Raw genomic sequence first — 17,479 nt, forward strand, 5'->3', positions numbered from 1 at the left:
CTCTACTTAAAATTACTCAATTTTTCTAAGTGAATCCAATCTCCTAATACTTTATCCCAAATTTCCGGCTGAAATGGCATAAGACCGCCTCCTTGGAAAAAAGTTAATTCTCCTAAATATACTCTCCCATTAATATTATAGAAATCTACTCGAAGATGAGGGAAGCCTAAAGACAGCTTCCTTGCTAACTGTTTCATTAATTCCCAGTTAGCAGGAATTTCAAAATGTTGATTAGATTGAGGATATCCAGGTCTAGAAATATCCAACTTATTGAAATCCATATCATAAAAATCAAAGTAGCAAGTATCTGTATGCCTTCCATGTGCTATATACATAATTTTAGGCTCACCATCAAAACAATAAAATTTATAATCATATAAATCATCTACTTCATTATCTATTAAAAGAGCTTCCGCCATAATCCTAGGCTTAACATTTTTATATGGCCATTCACGTGAAAGAAAATAATGCTGTCTATTTAAATGCTTACTTAATTTGTTTTTAGCATATTCTTTATCTAACTTATTTTTATCACGAACAATAATTACACCACCTTGATCATGAGTAGTTTTAAGAACAAAGCTTTTGGGTAACACATTGAAATCAATTTCTTCAAAACTATTCCAAGTACCATAAGATTTAACAATAAAATCATCACCGATAATATTTCTTGCAAACTCTTTTGCAAGAAACTTATCTACCATTTTCGTCATAACAGGTGTTTTATAGTGAATTTTTAACCATTGCAATTTTTCATTATATGTTCTAGGCTTATTTAAATTAAGTTTATAACCAGTTTTCAATGGAAAAAGTAACTTTAAATAAAGAGCATCACTAAAAATTGGGGAAATTAAATACAAAATCTTAATTAAAAGAATTCTTGGATTATTAAGAAAGGTTTGAAATTTTCTTAAAATAACTTTCATATTCATACCACACCCTTTAAATACAATTAGTTTTCTTTTCGAACTTACTGCGTCCAATAAGAAAAGCGATTAATAGTGTTATTATTACACTAGAGTATGAGTTAAAAACCATTGAAAAAAGAGTAATAAGAAACCACATAAAAATTATAGCTAACAAAACCAACTTATATTCTTTCTTAAATTTCTCTTTATAGACTATTTTCAGTAGACCTAAGAAAATAAGAATATATAAGAAGAATCCTAATAAACCAAAATTTATTAGAATTTCAAGCCAATCATTATGAGCAAAATTCCCAGTAGAGGATAAATCTAGCGTACTAGAAAATCCATAACCAAAAATAAAATTTAAAATATTATCGCTATTATACCAAGCCCCTAATAAACTTGAGTAAATAATATCTCTACCACTCCCACCATCATCTATCCTTGAAAATCTATTAATTAAGTACTCATTACTTAAAAAGTACTTATATAAATAAAACACTAAAAACCCCATACAGAAAGTTAATAGAATATAACTACGAACTCTATATTTATGATCAATCATACTCAACCTATGATATATAAAAAATAGAGATATTAATACACCAACTATTAGAGCTCCTCTTTTAGATCCTTGTATAATGAAGGAAAAAATAATACCAAAAAACAAGATAGAAACCAAGTTTCTTTTTACCATAAATAAATAAGGGATTAATAAAACAAATTGATAAGCCAAATTATTTACTACATCACTACTATCATTATCTCGACTTAATAAAATTAACTTCTCAGAATAATTAAAATTCAGAATTGTTACTAAAAACATTAATAGAAAGAAGCGTAATAAATGCTTTTCAGTCAATTTCCCATTTTTAGCTAAGTAGTAAAATGGAAATAAAGGTAACAAGAATAAAAGTATTGCCTTAATTTGAGAAAAATAATAAGGATTTCCTATGTCTAGAGTAATTAAATAACCTACCATACACAATATCAATAGTGCAGACCAAGCTCCAATAAATAGACTCCGATGTGCTTCCAATAAAATAACTTTATAACCATAGTAAATAGAAATTATAAATATTAAGAGAAGTGAAATTTGTGTAAACACTGTCCCCTTTGGTATTACAAATCCTTGAGATAGATACACTAAAATACTTAGTAATAGTATTTCTCTTATACAACTTAACTTACTAACTTTTAGATTGCTCATAAGTACTCAGCTTAATTTCCATAGAATACCCATATAATTAACCTTAGATCTGAATTAAAAGATTTATATAAAAAATTAACTTATTCGAAGTTATAAAATTACCTTTAAGCATCTAAAGCATCCCTTTTCATTTTTAAACACTTATCCTCTTAATACTTTTAGCTTTAAACATTATACTTAAACCTAGGATAGCTCTAGTTAATGTAACTGTAATAGCCGCTCCTATAAAATCATAAAAATAGATTAATGGAAAACATAATGTAAATCCTATTAAAGAGCTTATAACCGTAATATTTTTTAAAGATCTCTCATACCCATGGATAATCATATAATTAACTCCATAAGTACTACTTAATGCTAAAAACACTAAGGAACAGGCTATAATTTGCAGAACAATAATCGATTGATAGAACTCAGGTGTAAAGAAAATCTTTATAATAAAAGGAGCTACTAAGATCAAAACTATAGAAGCAACTATTGATATAGAAATATTAATCTTAACATAGATATTATGTTTATTTGCCTTCCTAGATAAAAATGGAAAAAATACACGTGAAATAGTATTAATAAATTGCTGAGCAATATTGGCAAATTTACTACCTGCATCTAATAAACCATTTGCTACACTACCTCCCCAAAAACCAAGCAGTACCGATGAGAAACTATTATAAAAGTTTGGTACAATATTATTAATAAAAACATCTTTACTATTTTTTATAGTCAGCATTATCTCTTTTTTTTTAGGGGGTAATACTTTAACCTGCCATTTAAAAATAATCAAGTAAAATGAAACCACACCTACTAATATTGAGCCTAGACTTAAAAATAAAGGTTGTAAAATGAAATCAGATTTTTCTTTAACAAATAAAAAAATACATATGGTAAAAATAGCTTTAGAAATTAAATCAAAAATTGTAATAAATTTCATTTTTTCTATAGCTTGGAAAAACCAGTCAGCAAATAAAATTTTAGCCGGTACAAGCATAAAGGTAATGAATAATAGTATTTGATTTTCTTTTAGGTAAGGAATAAATTCAGTAAGAATAAAAAGTATAATAAAAGAAACTAAAGCAAGTAAACTTTTAGCCCAAAGTACATTAGAAAAAATTTCAGACACTTTTTCTAAATTATCTCTATTACGTGCTACATCACGGGTAGCGGTATAACTAAAGCCCCAATCAGTAATAGTCTGAAACCAAACTATTACTGCTGCTGCAAAAGCAATTTTACCAAAACCGTCCACCCCTATTACTCGTGCCAAATAAGGAATAGTGAGTAATGGAAAAATATAGCCAGCAATTTGCATTATCATCAGATAACCAAAGTTACTGGCTAAAGCTTTACCATCCTTATTGGTACTTAAACGATTTTTAAGTGCTTTAATTCTATTCAGCATATTTACTTACTAAAATTGATATACCAAGGCATGGCTTGATCAATTCCTTGTGCAATTCTAAATTGTGGTTGATAACCTAATAAACTTTTAATTTTCTCAATACTTGCTTGCGAATGTCGTACATCCCCAGCACGAAACTCCCGATAGACTGGCTTTTTGGTATAAGTCACACTATTTTCATTTAGCGCAGCTTTAATCGCATTAAATAAATCGTTTAATGTGGTACGATCTCCCACGGCTACATTATAAACCTGATTTTTAGCTTCTTCATTTTGTGTGGTAGCAGCTAAAATATTGGCTTGTACGGTATTTTCAATAAAACAAAAATCTCGACTGGTTTCGCCATCACCATTAATGAATACATCATCACCAACAATCATAGCTGCTGTCCATTTTGGAATTACTGCAGCATAGGCTCCATTGGGGTCCTGGCGCTTGCCAAAGACATTGAAGTAACGCAAACCAATGGTTTTAAACCCATAAGTTCGGGCAAAGACTTCAGCATACAGCTCATTTACATATTTGGTGACCGCATAAGGCGAAAGTGGCTTGCCGATATTTTCTTCAACTTTAGGCAGTGCCGGATGGTCACCATAAGTTGAACTGCTGGCGGCATAGGTAAAGCTTTTGACTTCTGCATCTCGTGCAGCGGTCAGCATATTTAAAAAGCCGGTAATATTGGCTGCATTGGTGGTAATCGGGTCGGCAATCGAACGGGGCACAGAACCTAAAGCTGCTTCATGCAAGACATAGTCCACTCCTGCACATGCTTTCTGGCAGTCTGTAAAATTACGGATATCACCTTCATAAAACTTGAAGTTTGCCCATTGTTCAGGTTTGATCAGACTTTGCACTTCATCCAGATTATGCTGATGACCTGTGGAAAAATTATCCAGACCCACCACATTTTGGTTCAGCTTTAACAGGGTTTCCAGCAAATTCGAGCCAATAAAACCTGCCACGCCAGTAACTAACCAGATTTTGGGTGCTTGTTGTAATTGCTCGCATACAGTTTGATATTGGCTCATTCTTATACAGGTCCCTAAAAATTATAAACGGATGTCAGATTCAGATTGTTCTAATACATATTTTAAGTCATATAAAATATGTTCTGGTTTAGCTAAAGCACGAATATCAGTAGCCCCCATTGCTTTAAACTGCTCATGCGCAACCGCTAAAATGACTGCATCATATTGGCCTGGTTCTAGGCTTACAATTGGGGTAATACCGTATTCATGTTGTGCTTCTTGCGTATCAACCCAAGGATCATAAACATCTGCCTGAATATTATATTCCTGTAGCTCATTCACAATATCAATAATCTTAGTATTACGAATATCCGGGCAATTTTCTTTAAAACTCAAGCCCAACACTAAAACCTTAGCTCCTTCAACCTGAATCTTTTTCTTGATCATAGCTTTTACCAGCTGGGTGACTACATAAGCTCCCATAGAATCGTTTAAACGACGACCTGCTAAAATAATTTCAGGATGATAACCAATAGACTGTGCTTTATGGGTTAAATAATATGGATCTACCCCAATACAGTGCCCACCGACCAAACCTGGGCGGAAAGGTAAAAAATTCCACTTGGTTCCCGCAGCCTGCAACACGGCTTCAGTATCTATACCCAATTTATTAAAGATCACGGCCAATTCATTAATTAAAGCAATATTCACATCACGCTGGGTATTTTCAATGACCTTAGCGGCTTCAGCCACTTTTATACTCGGTGCTTTATGCGTACCTGCAGTCACAATCAGTTGATAAACTGCATCAACAAAATCTGCCACCTCTGGGGTAGAACCCGATGTTACTTTTAAAATATTGGTGACACGGTGCAGCTTATCGCCTGGGTTAATCCGTTCTGGACTATAGCCTGCAAAAAAATCCTGATTAAATTTTAAGCCTGAGACTTGTTCCAAAACTGGAATACAAGCTTCTTCTGTAGCACCTGGGTATACCGTAGACTCATACACCACTACATCGCCTTTTTTGAGTACTTTTCCAATACTAGTAGACGCTTTAATAAGTGGGGTTAAATCTGGTTGCTTATAATCATCAATCGGAGTTGGCACAGTAACAATAAAAAAGTTACAAGATTTAAGATCGTCTAAATTTGCACTATATGTTAAATGCGTAGATTGTACTAATTCTTCTGGAGATACTTCGAGCGTATGATCCTGCCCTGAACGCAGCTCGTCAATTCGTTTTTGGTGAATATCAAAACCCACTACAGGTACTTTTTTACCAAATTCAACAGCTAGTGGTAAACCCACATAGCCCAACCCAATTACAGCAATTTTTAGTTCCGAGAGTTGCAACATTCCAGAGCCTTATAATTTATGATTTAATCATGTGAAAAACAGACCGTAATATAGCAGAAATTCCAATTTATTTTTTGTGAATTTATTATTTTTCGTAATCAACCATTATTATTCCTATCATTAAAGATCTTTTTAATCATTATTTATTTAGTTTATATTTAATATTTTTCTTTAATGTATAAAACCCTATCAATTAAAACAGTAAAACGAGTCATGGTTCTCACATTAATCATTACATAGCCACAACACATTTTGACAGCAAGTCCTAGGATGTTGACTTTACATAGTATAAAATGCTGAGTTATATATTTTAAAAATCAGGCTTTTGCCTTTTTTACAATTCAATTATTTTTTATAAGTAGGATTTCGAGTGAGTTACTATCGTTATAGCTTCTTGTTAGCACTCAGTTTAGGTATGACGGGTTGTGCAATCACATCAGGTCTTCAAACATATGACTTACCAAAAGAAGGTGTTTTCCAAACAGATCTAGGTTCAACTGTAAATGTCATCAAATTATCACAAGACAATTTAGTAGCCGTTCAACCCGCACAGATTAATCAACAAAATTTTGCCCACCTTTTCAGTCAACAACAACAACAATATCGATTAAATTCTGGTGATATTTTATCCATTTATTTATGGGCATATCCGGAAATAACGCCACCTACAAATACCATTAGTAATGAAGAGGCGATAAAATCAAACGGTTACCAAATCGACCAAAATGGTTATATTCAATTCCCTATTATTGGCCGATATAAAGCTGCCGGAAAATCCCTAACAAAAGTTAATCAGGAGTTACGTAGCCAACTTGCCCGCTATTTAAAAACCCCAGATGTGATTGTTCGCGTTCTTTCCTACCAAGGCCAACGTTACTCTGTCCAAGGTAATGTAATGAAAGGTGGTCAATTTAATCTGACCGACCAACCTACCAGCGTATATACTGCACTTGGTCTTGCTGGCGGTGTGAATACGCAATTTGGCGATAATACGTCTATTACCTTGGTACGCCAAGGACAAACTTACAACTTAAATAGCATTCAGTTAGAAAAGGCTGGCTATTCACTACATAATCTACTCATACAGCCTAACGATACAATTTATGTCAATTCACGCGAAAATCAGAAAATTTATGTAATGGGTGAATCTGGTAAAAATCAATCCCTACCAATGCGTGATCAAGGCATGAGTTTAAGTGATGTCTTGGGCGAAAGTCTTGGGGTAAACTCGCTTTCTGCAAGTCGAGGTAAAATCTACGTAGTACGTAGTAATATGAATAGTCCGATGACCGAAATTTATCATTTGGATTTAACCAGTATTGGTGACTTTGGACTCGCAAACCAGTTCAGAATGCGTAGCAATGATATTGTGTATGTTGATGCATCTGGTTTAGCTCGTTGGCAGCGTGTGATCAATCAGGTGATTCCTTTCTCAAATATGATCTATAACATCGACAGAATGGGTCAATAATGTTATTTAAAAATATTCTGGTGGTGTGTGTAGGTAATATTTGCCGAAGTCCTATGGCAGAATATCTTCTGAAAAAGAATCATCCCGATCTGAATATTTATTCAGCGGGAATCTCAGGCATGGTTGGACATCCAGCAGATGAAAAAGCTCAATACTGTATGCAAAAAATTGGCATCGATATGAGTGGACATATTGCCCAAAAATTGAATGCTGAACTGATCAAGAAATCAGATTTAATTTTAGTCATGAGTTCAAATCAACAAAAGCATATTGAACAAACGTGGCCATTTGCAAAGGGCAAGACCTTTCGTTTAGGACATTGGCAAGGTAAAAATGTGCCTGACCCATACCAGCACGATCAAGCCTTTTTTGACCAGACCTCAGAACTGATCCAATCTTGCGTTGCAGATTGGACTAAACAAATTTAACTTTTGATGTACGATTATGAGCCAAAATACCAATACAGAAGATACAATTGATTTAAAAGAATTATTTTTCTCTCTGATTGCACAGTGGAAGTTAATTGCTTTATGTGTAATTTTAAGTCTCGTTTGTGCCCTGCTTTATTTAAGAACCACGCCTGATACCTACGCAGTAAATGCACTGGTACAGGTTGAGGAGAGTAAAGGAACTTCAGCAGCACTCTTGGGTGATCTATCAAGCATGATTGATCAAAAACAACCTGCCCAAACAGAAATTGAGATTCTTAAATCACGCTTAGTTCTAGGTACTGTGATTCAAAATTTGCATCTTGATCTTAAAGTTTCGGGTACAGAGAATTCATTTATTGATCGCCTATTTTCTCCACATGAATATGTCACCGAATATAAAAATAAATCAGTCGTTTTCAAAGATAATGAAAAAAGTTTTGAAATCCGCCAATTTGATATCCCTGCGCAATATCGTGACAAAAACCTTAGTGTACAGTTTCAAGAAAATAAATTTTCTTTAATTGATCTTCAGACTGAGCAAACAATTTTAACAGCACCATTGAACCAAAAAAATTCTTTACGTACGGCAGAAGGCCTTTGGGAAATCTCAATTTATAGTAAAGATCAATTCAAAGATGACTATTTAATTCAAAAGCAGTCTCTACCTGCCGCAGTTGATAGTATTTTGGCAAATTATTCTGTTGCTGAAAAAGGTAAAATGACGGGCGTGCTTGGCCTTAACTATCAAGGCCAAGATAAAGAACATATTACAAAAGTTTTAAATGCCATTTTAGCAGCCTACAGCCATCAAAATATTGAAAGACGTTCGGCTGAAAGTGCACAAACATTAAAATTCCTCGACGAACAACTCCCTGAATTGAAACAACAGCTTGATGTCGCAGAACGTGAATTTAACAAATTCCGTCAAGAGTTTAATACTGTCGATGTCACTAAAGAATCTGAACTCTATTTAACTCAAAGCGTCACTCTTGAAACTCAAAAAGCTGAATTAGAGCAAAAAGTTGCTGAAGCTTCTGCAAAGTACACTAGTGAACATCCTGTGATGCAGCAAATGAATGCTCAATTGGGTGCAATCAATAGCAAAATTGGTGAACTCAATACAACTTTGAAAAAGCTTCCAGATTTACAGCGTCGTTATTTACAACTATACCGTGAAGTTGAAGTCAAGCAACAACTTTATACAGCGTTGTTGAATTCTTACCAACAGCTTCGTATTGCCAAAGCTGGTGAAATTGGTAATGTCCGTATTGTGGATACTGCCGTAGAGCCTATTGAACCAATTGCACCAAAAAAACTACAAATCTTGATACTTTCAATTTTTCTTGGTGGTTTCCTCGGTACATTACTTGCACTACTACGTAACATGCTACGCTCAGGAATCAAAGATTCTTCAGAAATTGAGAACACCCTTGATCTTCCGGTTTATGCCACTGTGCCACGTTCCCCTATTCAGGAAAGTCGCATCAAGTTACTGAAGAAGAAAAAGACCATTCCTGTACTTGCGGTTAAAAATAGCGATGATATTGCAATTGAAAGCCTGCGCAGTATGCGTACTGCTATTCACTTTGCACTAACATCTGCAAAAAATAACCTGATCATGATTTCAGGTCCTGCACCAGAAGTCGGTAAATCATTTATTTCAACCAATTTAGCTACGATTCTTGCGCAAAGTGATAAACGCGTTTTAATTGTTGATGCCGATTTACGTCGTGGTTATTTAAACAAATACTTCAATCATGACAACCAACCAGGTCTTTCTGAGTATTTAAATGGTCAGCGTGATCTAGACAGCATCATTAAAACCACTGAAATTCCAAATTTAAGTGTGATTACTCGCGGTAAGAGCCCTTCTAACCCATCTGAGCTTTTAAGTTCTGGTAAATTCAAAGAATTCTTAGAGTTGATTTCACCAATGTTCGATCATGTGATCATTGATACCCCTCCTGTACTTGCTGTGACAGACGGTATCATTATTTCGCAATATGCTGGTGTGAATTTGGTGATTGCTCGTTATGCGAAAACTCAGTTGAAAGAACTAGAGTTAACCGTGAACCGCTTTGAACAAGTGGGTGTGAAGGTCAATGGTATTATTCTAAACGACATTCAACGTAGCTCAGCTGGTTATGGTTATGGCTATAACTATTCTTATGGTTATAAAGCTTCAAAAGACCAAGACTAATTCAAGCCTATTCAAAAAAGCCACCGAATACGGTGGTTTTTTTTATTTTCGAAATTTATGTTGCATGCATCATTCTGTATAAAAAATGTTTTATATATTCATACCGTTATAGTATAAAAATAAGAACATGACTATGATGATCTTTCCTGCACCTTACCTGATCATAGAGATAGGTAAGCGCTGAACAGGAAAAGTCTGCTAGAATTTCAGCAACTTTTTACATATAAAATAATTGTGGGAAAATATATGAGTAAGGCCCTACCTATCGCTGTCGCTGTATTACTCGGCGGTGCCGCACTTGTTCCTGTTTACTATGCAACTAAAACACCTGCTACGCAATCAGCAACATCAACTCAACCAGCTGCCAATGCTTCTGCTGTCGCTAAAATAAGTTATGCCCTTGGTTATGAAGTTGCCCATCAAACGCCTTCAGAATTAGATATTGATAGCTTTGTCACTGGCGTTCGTGCAGGCCATGCTCGTGCAAAACCTGCATATACTGAAGAAGAATTACAAAAAGCATATGCTGAGTTCCAGCAAGAAATGCAAAACAAGCAGCTCGAAAGCAATAAGCAAGCACAAAGTAGCAGCGATAATTTCTTAACAGAAAACAAAAGTAAAGCTGGGGTTAAAACCACTGCTTCTGGTTTACAGTACCTAACAACGAAAGAAGGTACAGGGAAACAACCGCAAGCCACATCAGTTGTTAAAGTTCACTACACAGGTAAGTTAGTAGATGGCACAGTATTTGATAGTTCAGTACAGCGCGGCGAGCCAATTGAATTCCCATTGAACCAAGTAATTCCAGGTTGGACTGAAGGTCTACAGTTAATGAAAGAAGGCGGCAAAGCCACTTTGTATATTCCTTCAAACCTAGGTTATGGTGCTCAAGGTGTTCCAGGAACGATTCCACCGAACAGTACTTTAATTTTTGATGTAGAACTCATTGAAGTTAAATAATAAAACCGGTACAGGAGAGCTTTTCGCTCTCCTGCTTTATTTTGAGACTCGGTCATGAAATTACAGATCAGTATGTTGTGTTTGGCACTCTGCTCAAGCACTGTATTTGCCAAAGATGTCAGTAATAAAAGTAGTGCTGCAGAACAAGTCGGTTATAGTTTTGGTTATTTAATGGGACGCAGTAATGCTGAATCCATTAAGGACTTAGATATTGATGCATTTGTTGCAGGTTTAAAGGCAGCATCTAAAGGTCAAGCTTCGTCATTAACAGATGAAGAGATGACCCGTGCCTTAACTCAATATAAAAAGCAAACCGAAGCGAAACAACTGATTGAACTGAAGCAAAAAGCGGATGCGAATGCCACCATTGGTTCAGCTTTCCTTGCTGAAAATGCCAAAAAACCGGGCATTCAGGTCACGAAATCTGGCCTGCAATATCAAGTCATTCAAGCCGGCAAAGGTAAATCACCCAAAGCCAATTCAACAGTGAAAGTTCACTATGAAGGTCGCTTAATTGATGGCACTGTTTTTGATAGTTCAATTGCACGTAACCAACCTGCGATGTTCCAAGTGAGCCAAGTCATTCAGGGTTGGACGGAAGGTCTACAGTTGATGAAAGAAGGTGCAAAATATCGCTTCTTCATTCCTGCAAATTTAGGCTATGGTCAAATTGGTTCAGCAGACGTCATTGAGCCAAACAGCACGCTGATTTTTGATATAGAGCTCATTGAAGTTCTCCCGAAATAACAATACTCTCTTTAGGAGCATCGACAAATCTCGGTGCTCCTCAATATTTCTTCTTTCCATTATTTTCTTTTACAATTTTTTTGATTGATTTGACTTAAAATTCACATTGATATCTTATATTTATTTCACAAAAACCAATTTCCATTTATTTTAAATCTCCATCAACTGCGTAGCCGCACATAAGGATTTGACCATGACCGTTAAAATTAAGACTCGCGAAATTCAATATACAGCAGCTGATGGAACTCAACTTTTTGGCTATTTTGCCGTACCAGAGTCAGACACTGCAGTCGCAGGTGTGTTAGTTGCCCCGGAATGGTGGGGACGCAATGAATATACCGAACAACGTGCGCGCGAATTGGCTGAACAAGGCTATGCTGCTTTCGCTTTGGATATGTATGGTGACAAAAAAGTCACCACAGATGCCAAGCAAGCTTATGAATGGATGATGCAGACTTTTGATCATGCCGACACCATTGTGACCCGTGCGTCTGCTGCATTAAACACTTTGGCACAGCAAAAAGAAGTAAATGCAGATAAACTCGCAGCTATAGGCTTTTGCTATGGCGGAAAAGTCGTGCTGGATTTAGCTCGTTCAGGTGCTGCATTAAAAGCTGTGGTGACCTTCCATGCAACACTTGCTACAGCGACTCCTGCACAAACAGGACAAGTCCAAGCAGAGATTTTAGTGCAACATGGTGAGCTCGACTCGATGGTGAGCTTAAATGATGTTGCAACCTTTAGAAATGAAATGGATGCTGCCCAAGTGAAGTATCAAATCAATATTTTTGAAGGCGCAAAACACGGCTTTAGCAACCCGATGGCGGATGAACGTGCCAAAGCCAACGGCGTAGATTTAGCTTATAACGCTGCTGCAGAACAGCAAAGTTTAGCGGCCATGTATGCCTTGTTAGCACGCCAGCTTGGTTCGTAAAGCCATAAGAACCACTACCAATATTTAATTTATAAAAATGAGGAGAGCACAATGACAGAACTCAATTGTCCATATTGCAATTTTGACGAATATGACGTGATTGCAAAAAATGATTTTGGTGTTGTACTTCCTGAACCACATACACTGTCTAAAGGGCATGCTGTCATTGTCCCGCTACGTCATGTTGGTTCATTTTTTGAAATTACTGATAAAGAACGTAAAAGTTTAATGTCCTTACTTGAACAAGCGCGTAATGAATTAAATTTACGCTATCAACCCACTGGCTTTCATATTGGGTTTAATGATGGACAAGTTTTTGGCGAAGCCACTGAACATGTGCATATTCACATTATTCCACGTTATGAAAACCAAACATTGGCGCTCGATACCCGCTGGGGCTTTAAAAGCTAAACTTTAAATTTACACTCACTAAGGAGCCTCGGCTCCTTTTTTGATGGCCACTATTTTTGCATTTCCCCTGATATACAGTTTTCGTTTTGAACAAAAAGAATACCTATTGAAAGATGTATACTATGCAGGTTTTTTCAATTTTGACTGTATTGCATGTTTAACTTTTCTGATGCCCTTCTCGACTGGTTTGATGTCCATGGTCGTCATGACTTACCGTGGCAAGTGAAGGATGACCCTTACAAAGTGTGGGTTTCAGAAATTATGCTGCAACAGACTCAAGTCAAAACCGTCTTACAATATTTTGATCGATTTATTCAACGATTTCCGACTGTTGAAGATTTAGGCCATGCTTCTTGGGATGATGTGGCGCCCTATTGGGCTGGCTTAGGCTACTATGCACGGGCTCGGAACTTACACAAAGCCGCGGGTATTGTTGCACGTCAGGGACATTTTCCAAGCAATCTTGAGCAGTGGATGGAACTACCGGGCATCGGGCCGTCTACCGCGGGTGCGCTGATGTCTTTGGGTTTAAGACAATATGGCGTGATTATGGACGGCAACGTCAAGCGTGTATTGTCTCGTTTCTTTGCTATTGAAGATGATTTATCGAAACCTGTACATGAACGGGCCATGTGGCAACTGGCGACAGAGCTCTGCCCCACTGAACGCAACCACGATTATACCCAAGCGATTATGGATCTTGGTGCAACCGTTTGCACGCCGAAAAAACCGCTCTGTTTATATTGTCCCATGCAACAGCACTGCAAAGCACATGCTCAGGGTTTAGAGACTGAATTACCTTATAAAAAGCCTAAAAAGCCTGTTCCAGTGAGAGAGGCCCAAGTCATGCTGATTCAATCTGCAGGAGAATGGCTGTGGATACAACGTCCTAATAGCGGGCTATGGGGTGGTCTGTGGTGTTTACCTATTTTTGATCAACCCCATGAGTTTCAATCCTACACTCAGCAGCTTGGACTGAAACCTACCACTACTCAAGTGCAAATATCGCATAGTTTTACCCACTTCACTTGGCTTTTAGAAGCTACTGTATTTACTGTTGCAGCCGATCAAAAAGAGCATTTAGCCATTGAATGCAACGGACAGTGGTTTAACCCGATACAAGCCACTGCACTCGGTATTCCAACCGCCATGAAAAAACTCATTTCTACGCTAGAACTCGAAAGCCATTCTATGCCATAGTTTTGAACTGCTCATCAATTGAATAGGGACAAATGTGACTCAAGGATTTTTTCAGCTTCGCAAAGGGTTGTTCGGCGGTATTGGTTTTATTTTGCTTTTACTCAGCGCCTGTACGTCGACTCCACCCAAACCATCTGGCAGTACATTGCCTGCATATGAAGTGAAAAAATTACAAAACATGCGTTTATCCAATCAATTGCCTGTTCCTGTTCATCAAGTCAAACGAAGTGCGCTCAAGGATACTTGGGGCGCAGCGCGTAGCCAAGGACGAAGCCACGAAGGCATTGATATTATTGTTCCACGTGGAACAAAAGTCCTCAGTGCTACAGAAGGTTTAGTTGCTGACTTACGTAATAACAATTTGGGTGGTAAAGTGATATGGATTATGGGGCCCGCAGGTTCTTGGCATTATTATGCGCATCTTGATGGTCATAAACGTGGCTTAAACGTCGGCGACTATGTCAAAAAAGGTGATGTTATTGGCTATGTAGGTAATACTGGCAATGCTCGACATACTGCACCACATTTGCATTACGGCATTTACTTGGGTGGTAAAGGTCGCAATGCCGTTAACCCCTATCCGTATTTACGTTAATTTTAGGAAACATACATGTCAGAAGCGTTGATCAATCGTCTGGTGGAATTTGCAGAATCTGGTAATCAACAAAAAATCAGCCTCAATGGACAGTCTTATCAGGGCTGGATCATGGAGATCACTGAAGAAGCATTACTCATCAGCACCGGCTACGCAGACAAATCTGGTAAAGATGTATGGATTCAATTTGCCGATCTCGATCAAGCGGAATTGTTGTATTGGGACAATAAAAACGACCAATGGACAGCTTTTAAAATTTAAGTCAAAAAGGAGCATTCAACATGACGATACAACGCTGTGCTTGGTGCTCCGAAGATCCTTTGTATATTGCCTACCACGACACTGAGTGGGCTAAACCTAGTTTTGATGAGCAGCATCTCTTTGAAATGCTGTGTCTTGAAGGACAACAAGCAGGGCTGTCTTGGATTACTGTGCTGAAAAAGCGGGCCTGTTATCAGCAGCATTTTTTTCAATATCCCATTGCCGAAATCGCAGCGTTGAGTGACCTACAATTACAAGAAAAATTACAAGATTCAGGTTTGATTCGCCATATCGGCAAACTCACTGCCATTCGTGATAATGCCAAAGCATGGCAACAGTTAAAAGCCCAAGGGATTCATCCGGTGGAATTTCTTTGGAGTTTTGTCGAAGGTCAAATTGCCAATAATGATGTAGTTGAATATCGTAGCGCCCCTGCACAAACCGCTCAAAGTCAGGCCATGTCCAAAGCATTAAAAAAGCTTGGTTTTAAATTTGTCGGCCCGACGACTTGCTATGCTCTGATGCAAGCTATCGGCATGGTCAATGATCATGAAAATCACTGTGACTTTAAATACACGCACGAAGAATGACCTCAAAACATAAAGGATAGAATAATGAGTGACAATACAATCCACGCTTATGCAGCAATGAACAGTGGTGAAGCCCTTGTTCCCTACCAATTTGATGCAGGTGAATTACAAGCCCATCAGGTTGAAGTCAAAGTCGAGTATTGCGGTCTTTGTCACTCAGATATTTCTATTATCCAAAATGATTGGAAATCTTCGGTATATCCTGTGGTCCCAGGGCATGAAGTGATTGGAACCATTACCCAACTCGGCAGCGAAGCAAAAGGACTCAAAGTCGGACAACGTGTAGGCATTGGCTGGACAGCAGAAAGTTGTCAACACTGTGACCCATGTATCGATGGTCGCCAAGTCCAATGTACCGGAACCAAGACAGCGACGATCGTCGGTCATGCGGGTGGCTTTGCCAACAAAGTCCGTGCGGGCTGGCAATGGGTTATTCCCCTTCCAGATAATCTCGATCCAACCAGTGCTGGTCCTCTACTCTGCGGCGGGATTACGGTATTTGATCCCATATTACAGCACCAAATTCAGGCCATTCACCATGTTGCCGTGATCGGCATTGGTGGTTTAGGTCATATGGCGATTAAATTGCTCAAAGCTTGGGGCTGTGAAATTACCGCATTCAGCTCAAACTTAGATAAAACCGATGAACTTAAAGCTATGGGGGCTGACCATGTGGTGAATAGTCGTGATCTTGCCGCGATTAAAGCACAACGTGGTAAGTTCAATTTAATTTTAAGCACGGTCAATGTGACGTTGGATTGGCAAGCCTATCTTTCAACTTTGGCACCGAATGGAAGCGTTCACATGCTCGGCCTAGCACTTGAGCCGATGCAAATCCCCGCAGGTATGCTGATCAGTGGTGCTAAATCTGTCACTGGCTCATCAACAGGCTCTCCTGCAGCACTGCGTGAATTACTTCGATTCGCCGCACGTCAAAATATTGCACCACAAATTGAAATGTATCCAATGTCTCAGGTGAATGAAGCGATTGAACGTTTGCATTCAGGAAATGTTCGTTATCGAATTGTGCTGAAAGCTGATTTTTAACGCTAAAAATCTAAGCCCAAAAAGCCTGCTGCATGCAGGCTTTCTTCTGCCCTTTATACACTCATCAAAATTAGACGGTGTTTGTATTTATGCATTCCTTACGCACCCAATCTGCAAGCAATAAAATGGCCTGCTGAATTTCTGTCGACAACTCATGCCCTGCATTTAAACGAATACAATTGTTATAACGATTGTCCTCACCAAAAATTAAACCTGGCACAATATTGATGCCATGTTTTTGCGCATGGTAATACAGCGCCAAACAGTCTATTTGTTCAGGCATCTGCAACCACAGAGCATAACTGCCTTGAGGCCGATTTAGACGGATATCAACCCCTTGAAAAGCATCGTAAATATACTGACGATACTGCTCGACTTGCACCATTAATTTAGGACGCAATTCAGCAAGATGTTGGCGATACGCACGACTAAAAATCAAATCGGCAAGTCCTAACTGCAAAGGCGTATTCACCGAATCATTTTGCAAAAGTAATTTGGGACGCAAATGTTGCAAATGTGGTGGAAGACAAAACCACCCCACCCGATAAGAAGGCGACAAAGATTTTGAAATCGACGCACAATAGATCACATAGCCCGCCCGATCCCAATATTTGATAGGCAATGGTCGCTTTGCATTGAAACTACACTCAGCTTGACATCCTCACCCCCTTAAAAGAGGGTGATTCCTACAGCTAGACGCTTATGCCCAAGCGCAAGAATGTTTAGAGCTGAGTTTATATCTCGATCATGAGCTGTACCACAGCTCATGCACTCCCATTCTCTTATTCCAA

18 protein-coding genes and 1 pseudogene are annotated in these 17,479 nt (G+C 37.8%); 12 read left to right on the forward strand and 7 right to left on the reverse strand.

Going from position 1 to position 17,479, the window contains the following annotated elements:
* Positions 1–2 precede the first annotated feature (2 nt).
* The 5 genes from FTT77_RS10075 to tviB all read right to left on the reverse strand — a co-directional run bounded on the left by FTT77_RS10075 (position 3) and on the right by tviB (position 5,841).
* Positions 3–932 (reverse strand): ATP-grasp fold amidoligase family protein, encoded by a 930-nt coding sequence (locus FTT77_RS10075; protein WP_218645659.1) that lies wholly within the window; start codon positions 930–932, stop codon positions 3–5.
* Between the two features lie 10 nt (positions 933–942).
* Positions 943–2,118 (reverse strand): O-antigen ligase, encoded by a 1,176-nt coding sequence (locus FTT77_RS10080; RefSeq protein ID WP_180109526.1) that lies wholly within the window; start codon positions 2,116–2,118, stop codon positions 943–945.
* Positions 2,119–2,251: 133 nt separating this feature from the next.
* The gene (locus FTT77_RS10085) at positions 2,252–3,514 is read right to left on the reverse strand and encodes a flippase (RefSeq protein WP_180109527.1); all 1,263 of its coding nucleotides are present in this window, start codon (positions 3,512–3,514) and stop codon (positions 2,252–2,254) included.
* A gap of 2 nt (positions 3,515–3,516) precedes the next feature.
* On the reverse strand, positions 3,517–4,542 hold the full coding sequence (locus FTT77_RS10090) for an NAD-dependent epimerase/dehydratase family protein (RefSeq protein WP_180109528.1): 1,026 nt from the start codon (positions 4,540–4,542) through the stop codon (positions 3,517–3,519).
* Between the two features lie 21 nt (positions 4,543–4,563).
* Positions 4,564–5,841, reverse strand: coding sequence for a Vi polysaccharide biosynthesis UDP-N-acetylglucosamine C-6 dehydrogenase TviB (gene tviB / locus FTT77_RS10095; protein WP_180109529.1), 1,278 nt, complete (start codon positions 5,839–5,841; stop codon positions 4,564–4,566).
* Between the two features lie 415 nt (positions 5,842–6,256).
* On the opposite strand from tviB, the gene FTT77_RS10100 reads away from it, so the two are divergent.
* The 12 genes from FTT77_RS10100 (at position 6,257) to FTT77_RS10155 (ending at position 16,688) form a co-directional block, all read left to right on the forward strand.
* Complete coding sequence (locus tag FTT77_RS10100; protein WP_180109537.1) at positions 6,257–7,312, forward strand: polysaccharide biosynthesis/export family protein; 1,056 nt, start codon at positions 6,257–6,259, stop codon at positions 7,310–7,312.
* Positions 7,312–7,740: a low molecular weight protein-tyrosine-phosphatase gene (locus tag FTT77_RS10105; RefSeq protein WP_180024801.1), complete on the forward strand. Its 429-nt coding sequence runs from the start codon at positions 7,312–7,314 to the stop codon at positions 7,738–7,740. Before FTT77_RS10100 ends, FTT77_RS10105 begins: the two co-directional genes overlap by 1 nt.
* A 16-nt stretch (positions 7,741–7,756) precedes the next feature.
* On the forward strand, positions 7,757–9,943 hold the full coding sequence (locus tag FTT77_RS10110) for a polysaccharide biosynthesis tyrosine autokinase (protein WP_180109530.1): 2,187 nt from the start codon (positions 7,757–7,759) through the stop codon (positions 9,941–9,943).
* Positions 9,944–10,189: 246 nt separating this feature from the next.
* Complete coding sequence (locus FTT77_RS10115) at positions 10,190–10,903, forward strand: FKBP-type peptidyl-prolyl cis-trans isomerase (RefSeq protein WP_180109531.1); 714 nt, start codon at positions 10,190–10,192, stop codon at positions 10,901–10,903.
* 54 nt (positions 10,904–10,957) lie between these two features.
* Complete coding sequence (locus FTT77_RS10120; RefSeq protein WP_180109532.1) at positions 10,958–11,650, forward strand: FKBP-type peptidyl-prolyl cis-trans isomerase; 693 nt, start codon at positions 10,958–10,960, stop codon at positions 11,648–11,650.
* 193 nt (positions 11,651–11,843) lie between these two features.
* Positions 11,844–12,584 (forward strand): dienelactone hydrolase family protein, encoded by a 741-nt coding sequence (locus FTT77_RS10125; RefSeq protein WP_180109533.1) that lies wholly within the window; start codon positions 11,844–11,846, stop codon positions 12,582–12,584.
* Between the two features lie 51 nt (positions 12,585–12,635).
* A complete protein-coding gene (locus FTT77_RS10130) occupies positions 12,636–12,995 on the forward strand; it encodes an HIT family protein (RefSeq protein WP_078191628.1) in 360 nt (119 codons plus the stop codon).
* A 153-nt stretch (positions 12,996–13,148) separates the two neighbouring features.
* A complete protein-coding gene (gene mutY, locus FTT77_RS10135) occupies positions 13,149–14,195 on the forward strand; it encodes an A/G-specific adenine glycosylase (RefSeq protein ID WP_180109534.1) in 1,047 nt (348 codons plus the stop codon).
* 67 nt (positions 14,196–14,262) lie between these two features.
* Complete coding sequence (locus FTT77_RS10140) at positions 14,263–14,790, forward strand: M23 family metallopeptidase (RefSeq protein WP_180109538.1); 528 nt, start codon at positions 14,263–14,265, stop codon at positions 14,788–14,790.
* A gap of 15 nt (positions 14,791–14,805) precedes the next feature.
* Entirely contained in the window at positions 14,806–15,051 is a 246-nt protein-coding gene (locus tag FTT77_RS10145) for a hypothetical protein (protein WP_180003637.1), read from the forward strand.
* Positions 15,052–15,071: 20 nt separating this feature from the next.
* Positions 15,072–15,641, forward strand: a complete 570-nt coding sequence (locus FTT77_RS10150) for a DNA-3-methyladenine glycosylase I (RefSeq protein ID WP_180109535.1) — start codon at positions 15,072–15,074, stop codon at positions 15,639–15,641.
* A gap of 24 nt (positions 15,642–15,665) precedes the next feature.
* Positions 15,666–16,688, forward strand: coding sequence for an NAD(P)-dependent alcohol dehydrogenase (locus FTT77_RS10155; protein ID WP_180109536.1), 1,023 nt, complete (start codon positions 15,666–15,668; stop codon positions 16,686–16,688).
* Between the two features lie 70 nt (positions 16,689–16,758).
* On the opposite strand, the pseudogene FTT77_RS10160 reads toward FTT77_RS10155, so the two are convergent.
* Positions 16,759–17,340 (reverse strand): annotated as a pseudogene (locus FTT77_RS10160) (aminotransferase class I/II-fold pyridoxal phosphate-dependent enzyme); the annotation flags it as partial.
* 17 nt (positions 17,341–17,357) lie between these two features.
* The coding region (locus FTT77_RS10165; protein WP_180005585.1) for a zinc ribbon domain-containing protein at positions 17,358–17,479 on the reverse strand (122 nt) is incomplete at its 5' end.

It is taken from the genome of Acinetobacter sp. YH01010 (genome assembly GCF_013420775.1).
Classification (GTDB): Bacteria; Pseudomonadota; Gammaproteobacteria; order Pseudomonadales; family Moraxellaceae; genus Acinetobacter; species Acinetobacter amyesii.

What these genes read in the sequence shown, in the direction of transcription:
- FTT77_RS10075 (WP_218645659.1), bottom strand. Translation starts at nt 932, where the DNA reads ATGAATATGAAAGTTATTTTAAGAAAATTTCAAACCTTTCTTAATAAT.
- FTT77_RS10080 (WP_180109526.1), bottom strand. Translation starts at nt 2,118, where the DNA reads ATGAGCAATCTAAAAGTTAGTAAGTTAAGTTGTATAAGAGAAATACTA.
- FTT77_RS10085 (WP_180109527.1), bottom strand. Translation starts at nt 3,514, where the DNA reads ATGCTGAATAGAATTAAAGCACTTAAAAATCGTTTAAGTACCAATAAG.
- FTT77_RS10090 (WP_180109528.1), bottom strand. Translation starts at nt 4,542, where the DNA reads ATGAGCCAATATCAAACTGTATGCGAGCAATTACAACAAGCACCCAAA.
- tviB (WP_180109529.1), bottom strand. Translation starts at nt 5,841, where the DNA reads ATGTTGCAACTCTCGGAACTAAAAATTGCTGTAATTGGGTTGGGCTAT.
- FTT77_RS10100 (WP_180109537.1), top strand. Translation starts at nt 6,257, where the DNA reads ATGACGGGTTGTGCAATCACATCAGGTCTTCAAACATATGACTTACCA.
- FTT77_RS10105 (WP_180024801.1), top strand. Translation starts at nt 7,312, where the DNA reads ATGTTATTTAAAAATATTCTGGTGGTGTGTGTAGGTAATATTTGCCGA.
- FTT77_RS10110 (WP_180109530.1), top strand. Translation starts at nt 7,757, where the DNA reads ATGAGCCAAAATACCAATACAGAAGATACAATTGATTTAAAAGAATTA.
- FTT77_RS10115 (WP_180109531.1), top strand. Translation starts at nt 10,190, where the DNA reads ATGAGTAAGGCCCTACCTATCGCTGTCGCTGTATTACTCGGCGGTGCC.
- FTT77_RS10120 (WP_180109532.1), top strand. Translation starts at nt 10,958, where the DNA reads ATGAAATTACAGATCAGTATGTTGTGTTTGGCACTCTGCTCAAGCACT.
- FTT77_RS10125 (WP_180109533.1), top strand. Translation starts at nt 11,844, where the DNA reads ATGACCGTTAAAATTAAGACTCGCGAAATTCAATATACAGCAGCTGAT.
- FTT77_RS10130 (WP_078191628.1), top strand. Translation starts at nt 12,636, where the DNA reads ATGACAGAACTCAATTGTCCATATTGCAATTTTGACGAATATGACGTG.
- mutY (WP_180109534.1), top strand. Translation starts at nt 13,149, where the DNA reads ATGTTTAACTTTTCTGATGCCCTTCTCGACTGGTTTGATGTCCATGGT.
- FTT77_RS10145 (WP_180003637.1), top strand. Translation starts at nt 14,806, where the DNA reads ATGTCAGAAGCGTTGATCAATCGTCTGGTGGAATTTGCAGAATCTGGT.
- FTT77_RS10150 (WP_180109535.1), top strand. Translation starts at nt 15,072, where the DNA reads ATGACGATACAACGCTGTGCTTGGTGCTCCGAAGATCCTTTGTATATT.
- FTT77_RS10155 (WP_180109536.1), top strand. Translation starts at nt 15,666, where the DNA reads ATGAGTGACAATACAATCCACGCTTATGCAGCAATGAACAGTGGTGAA.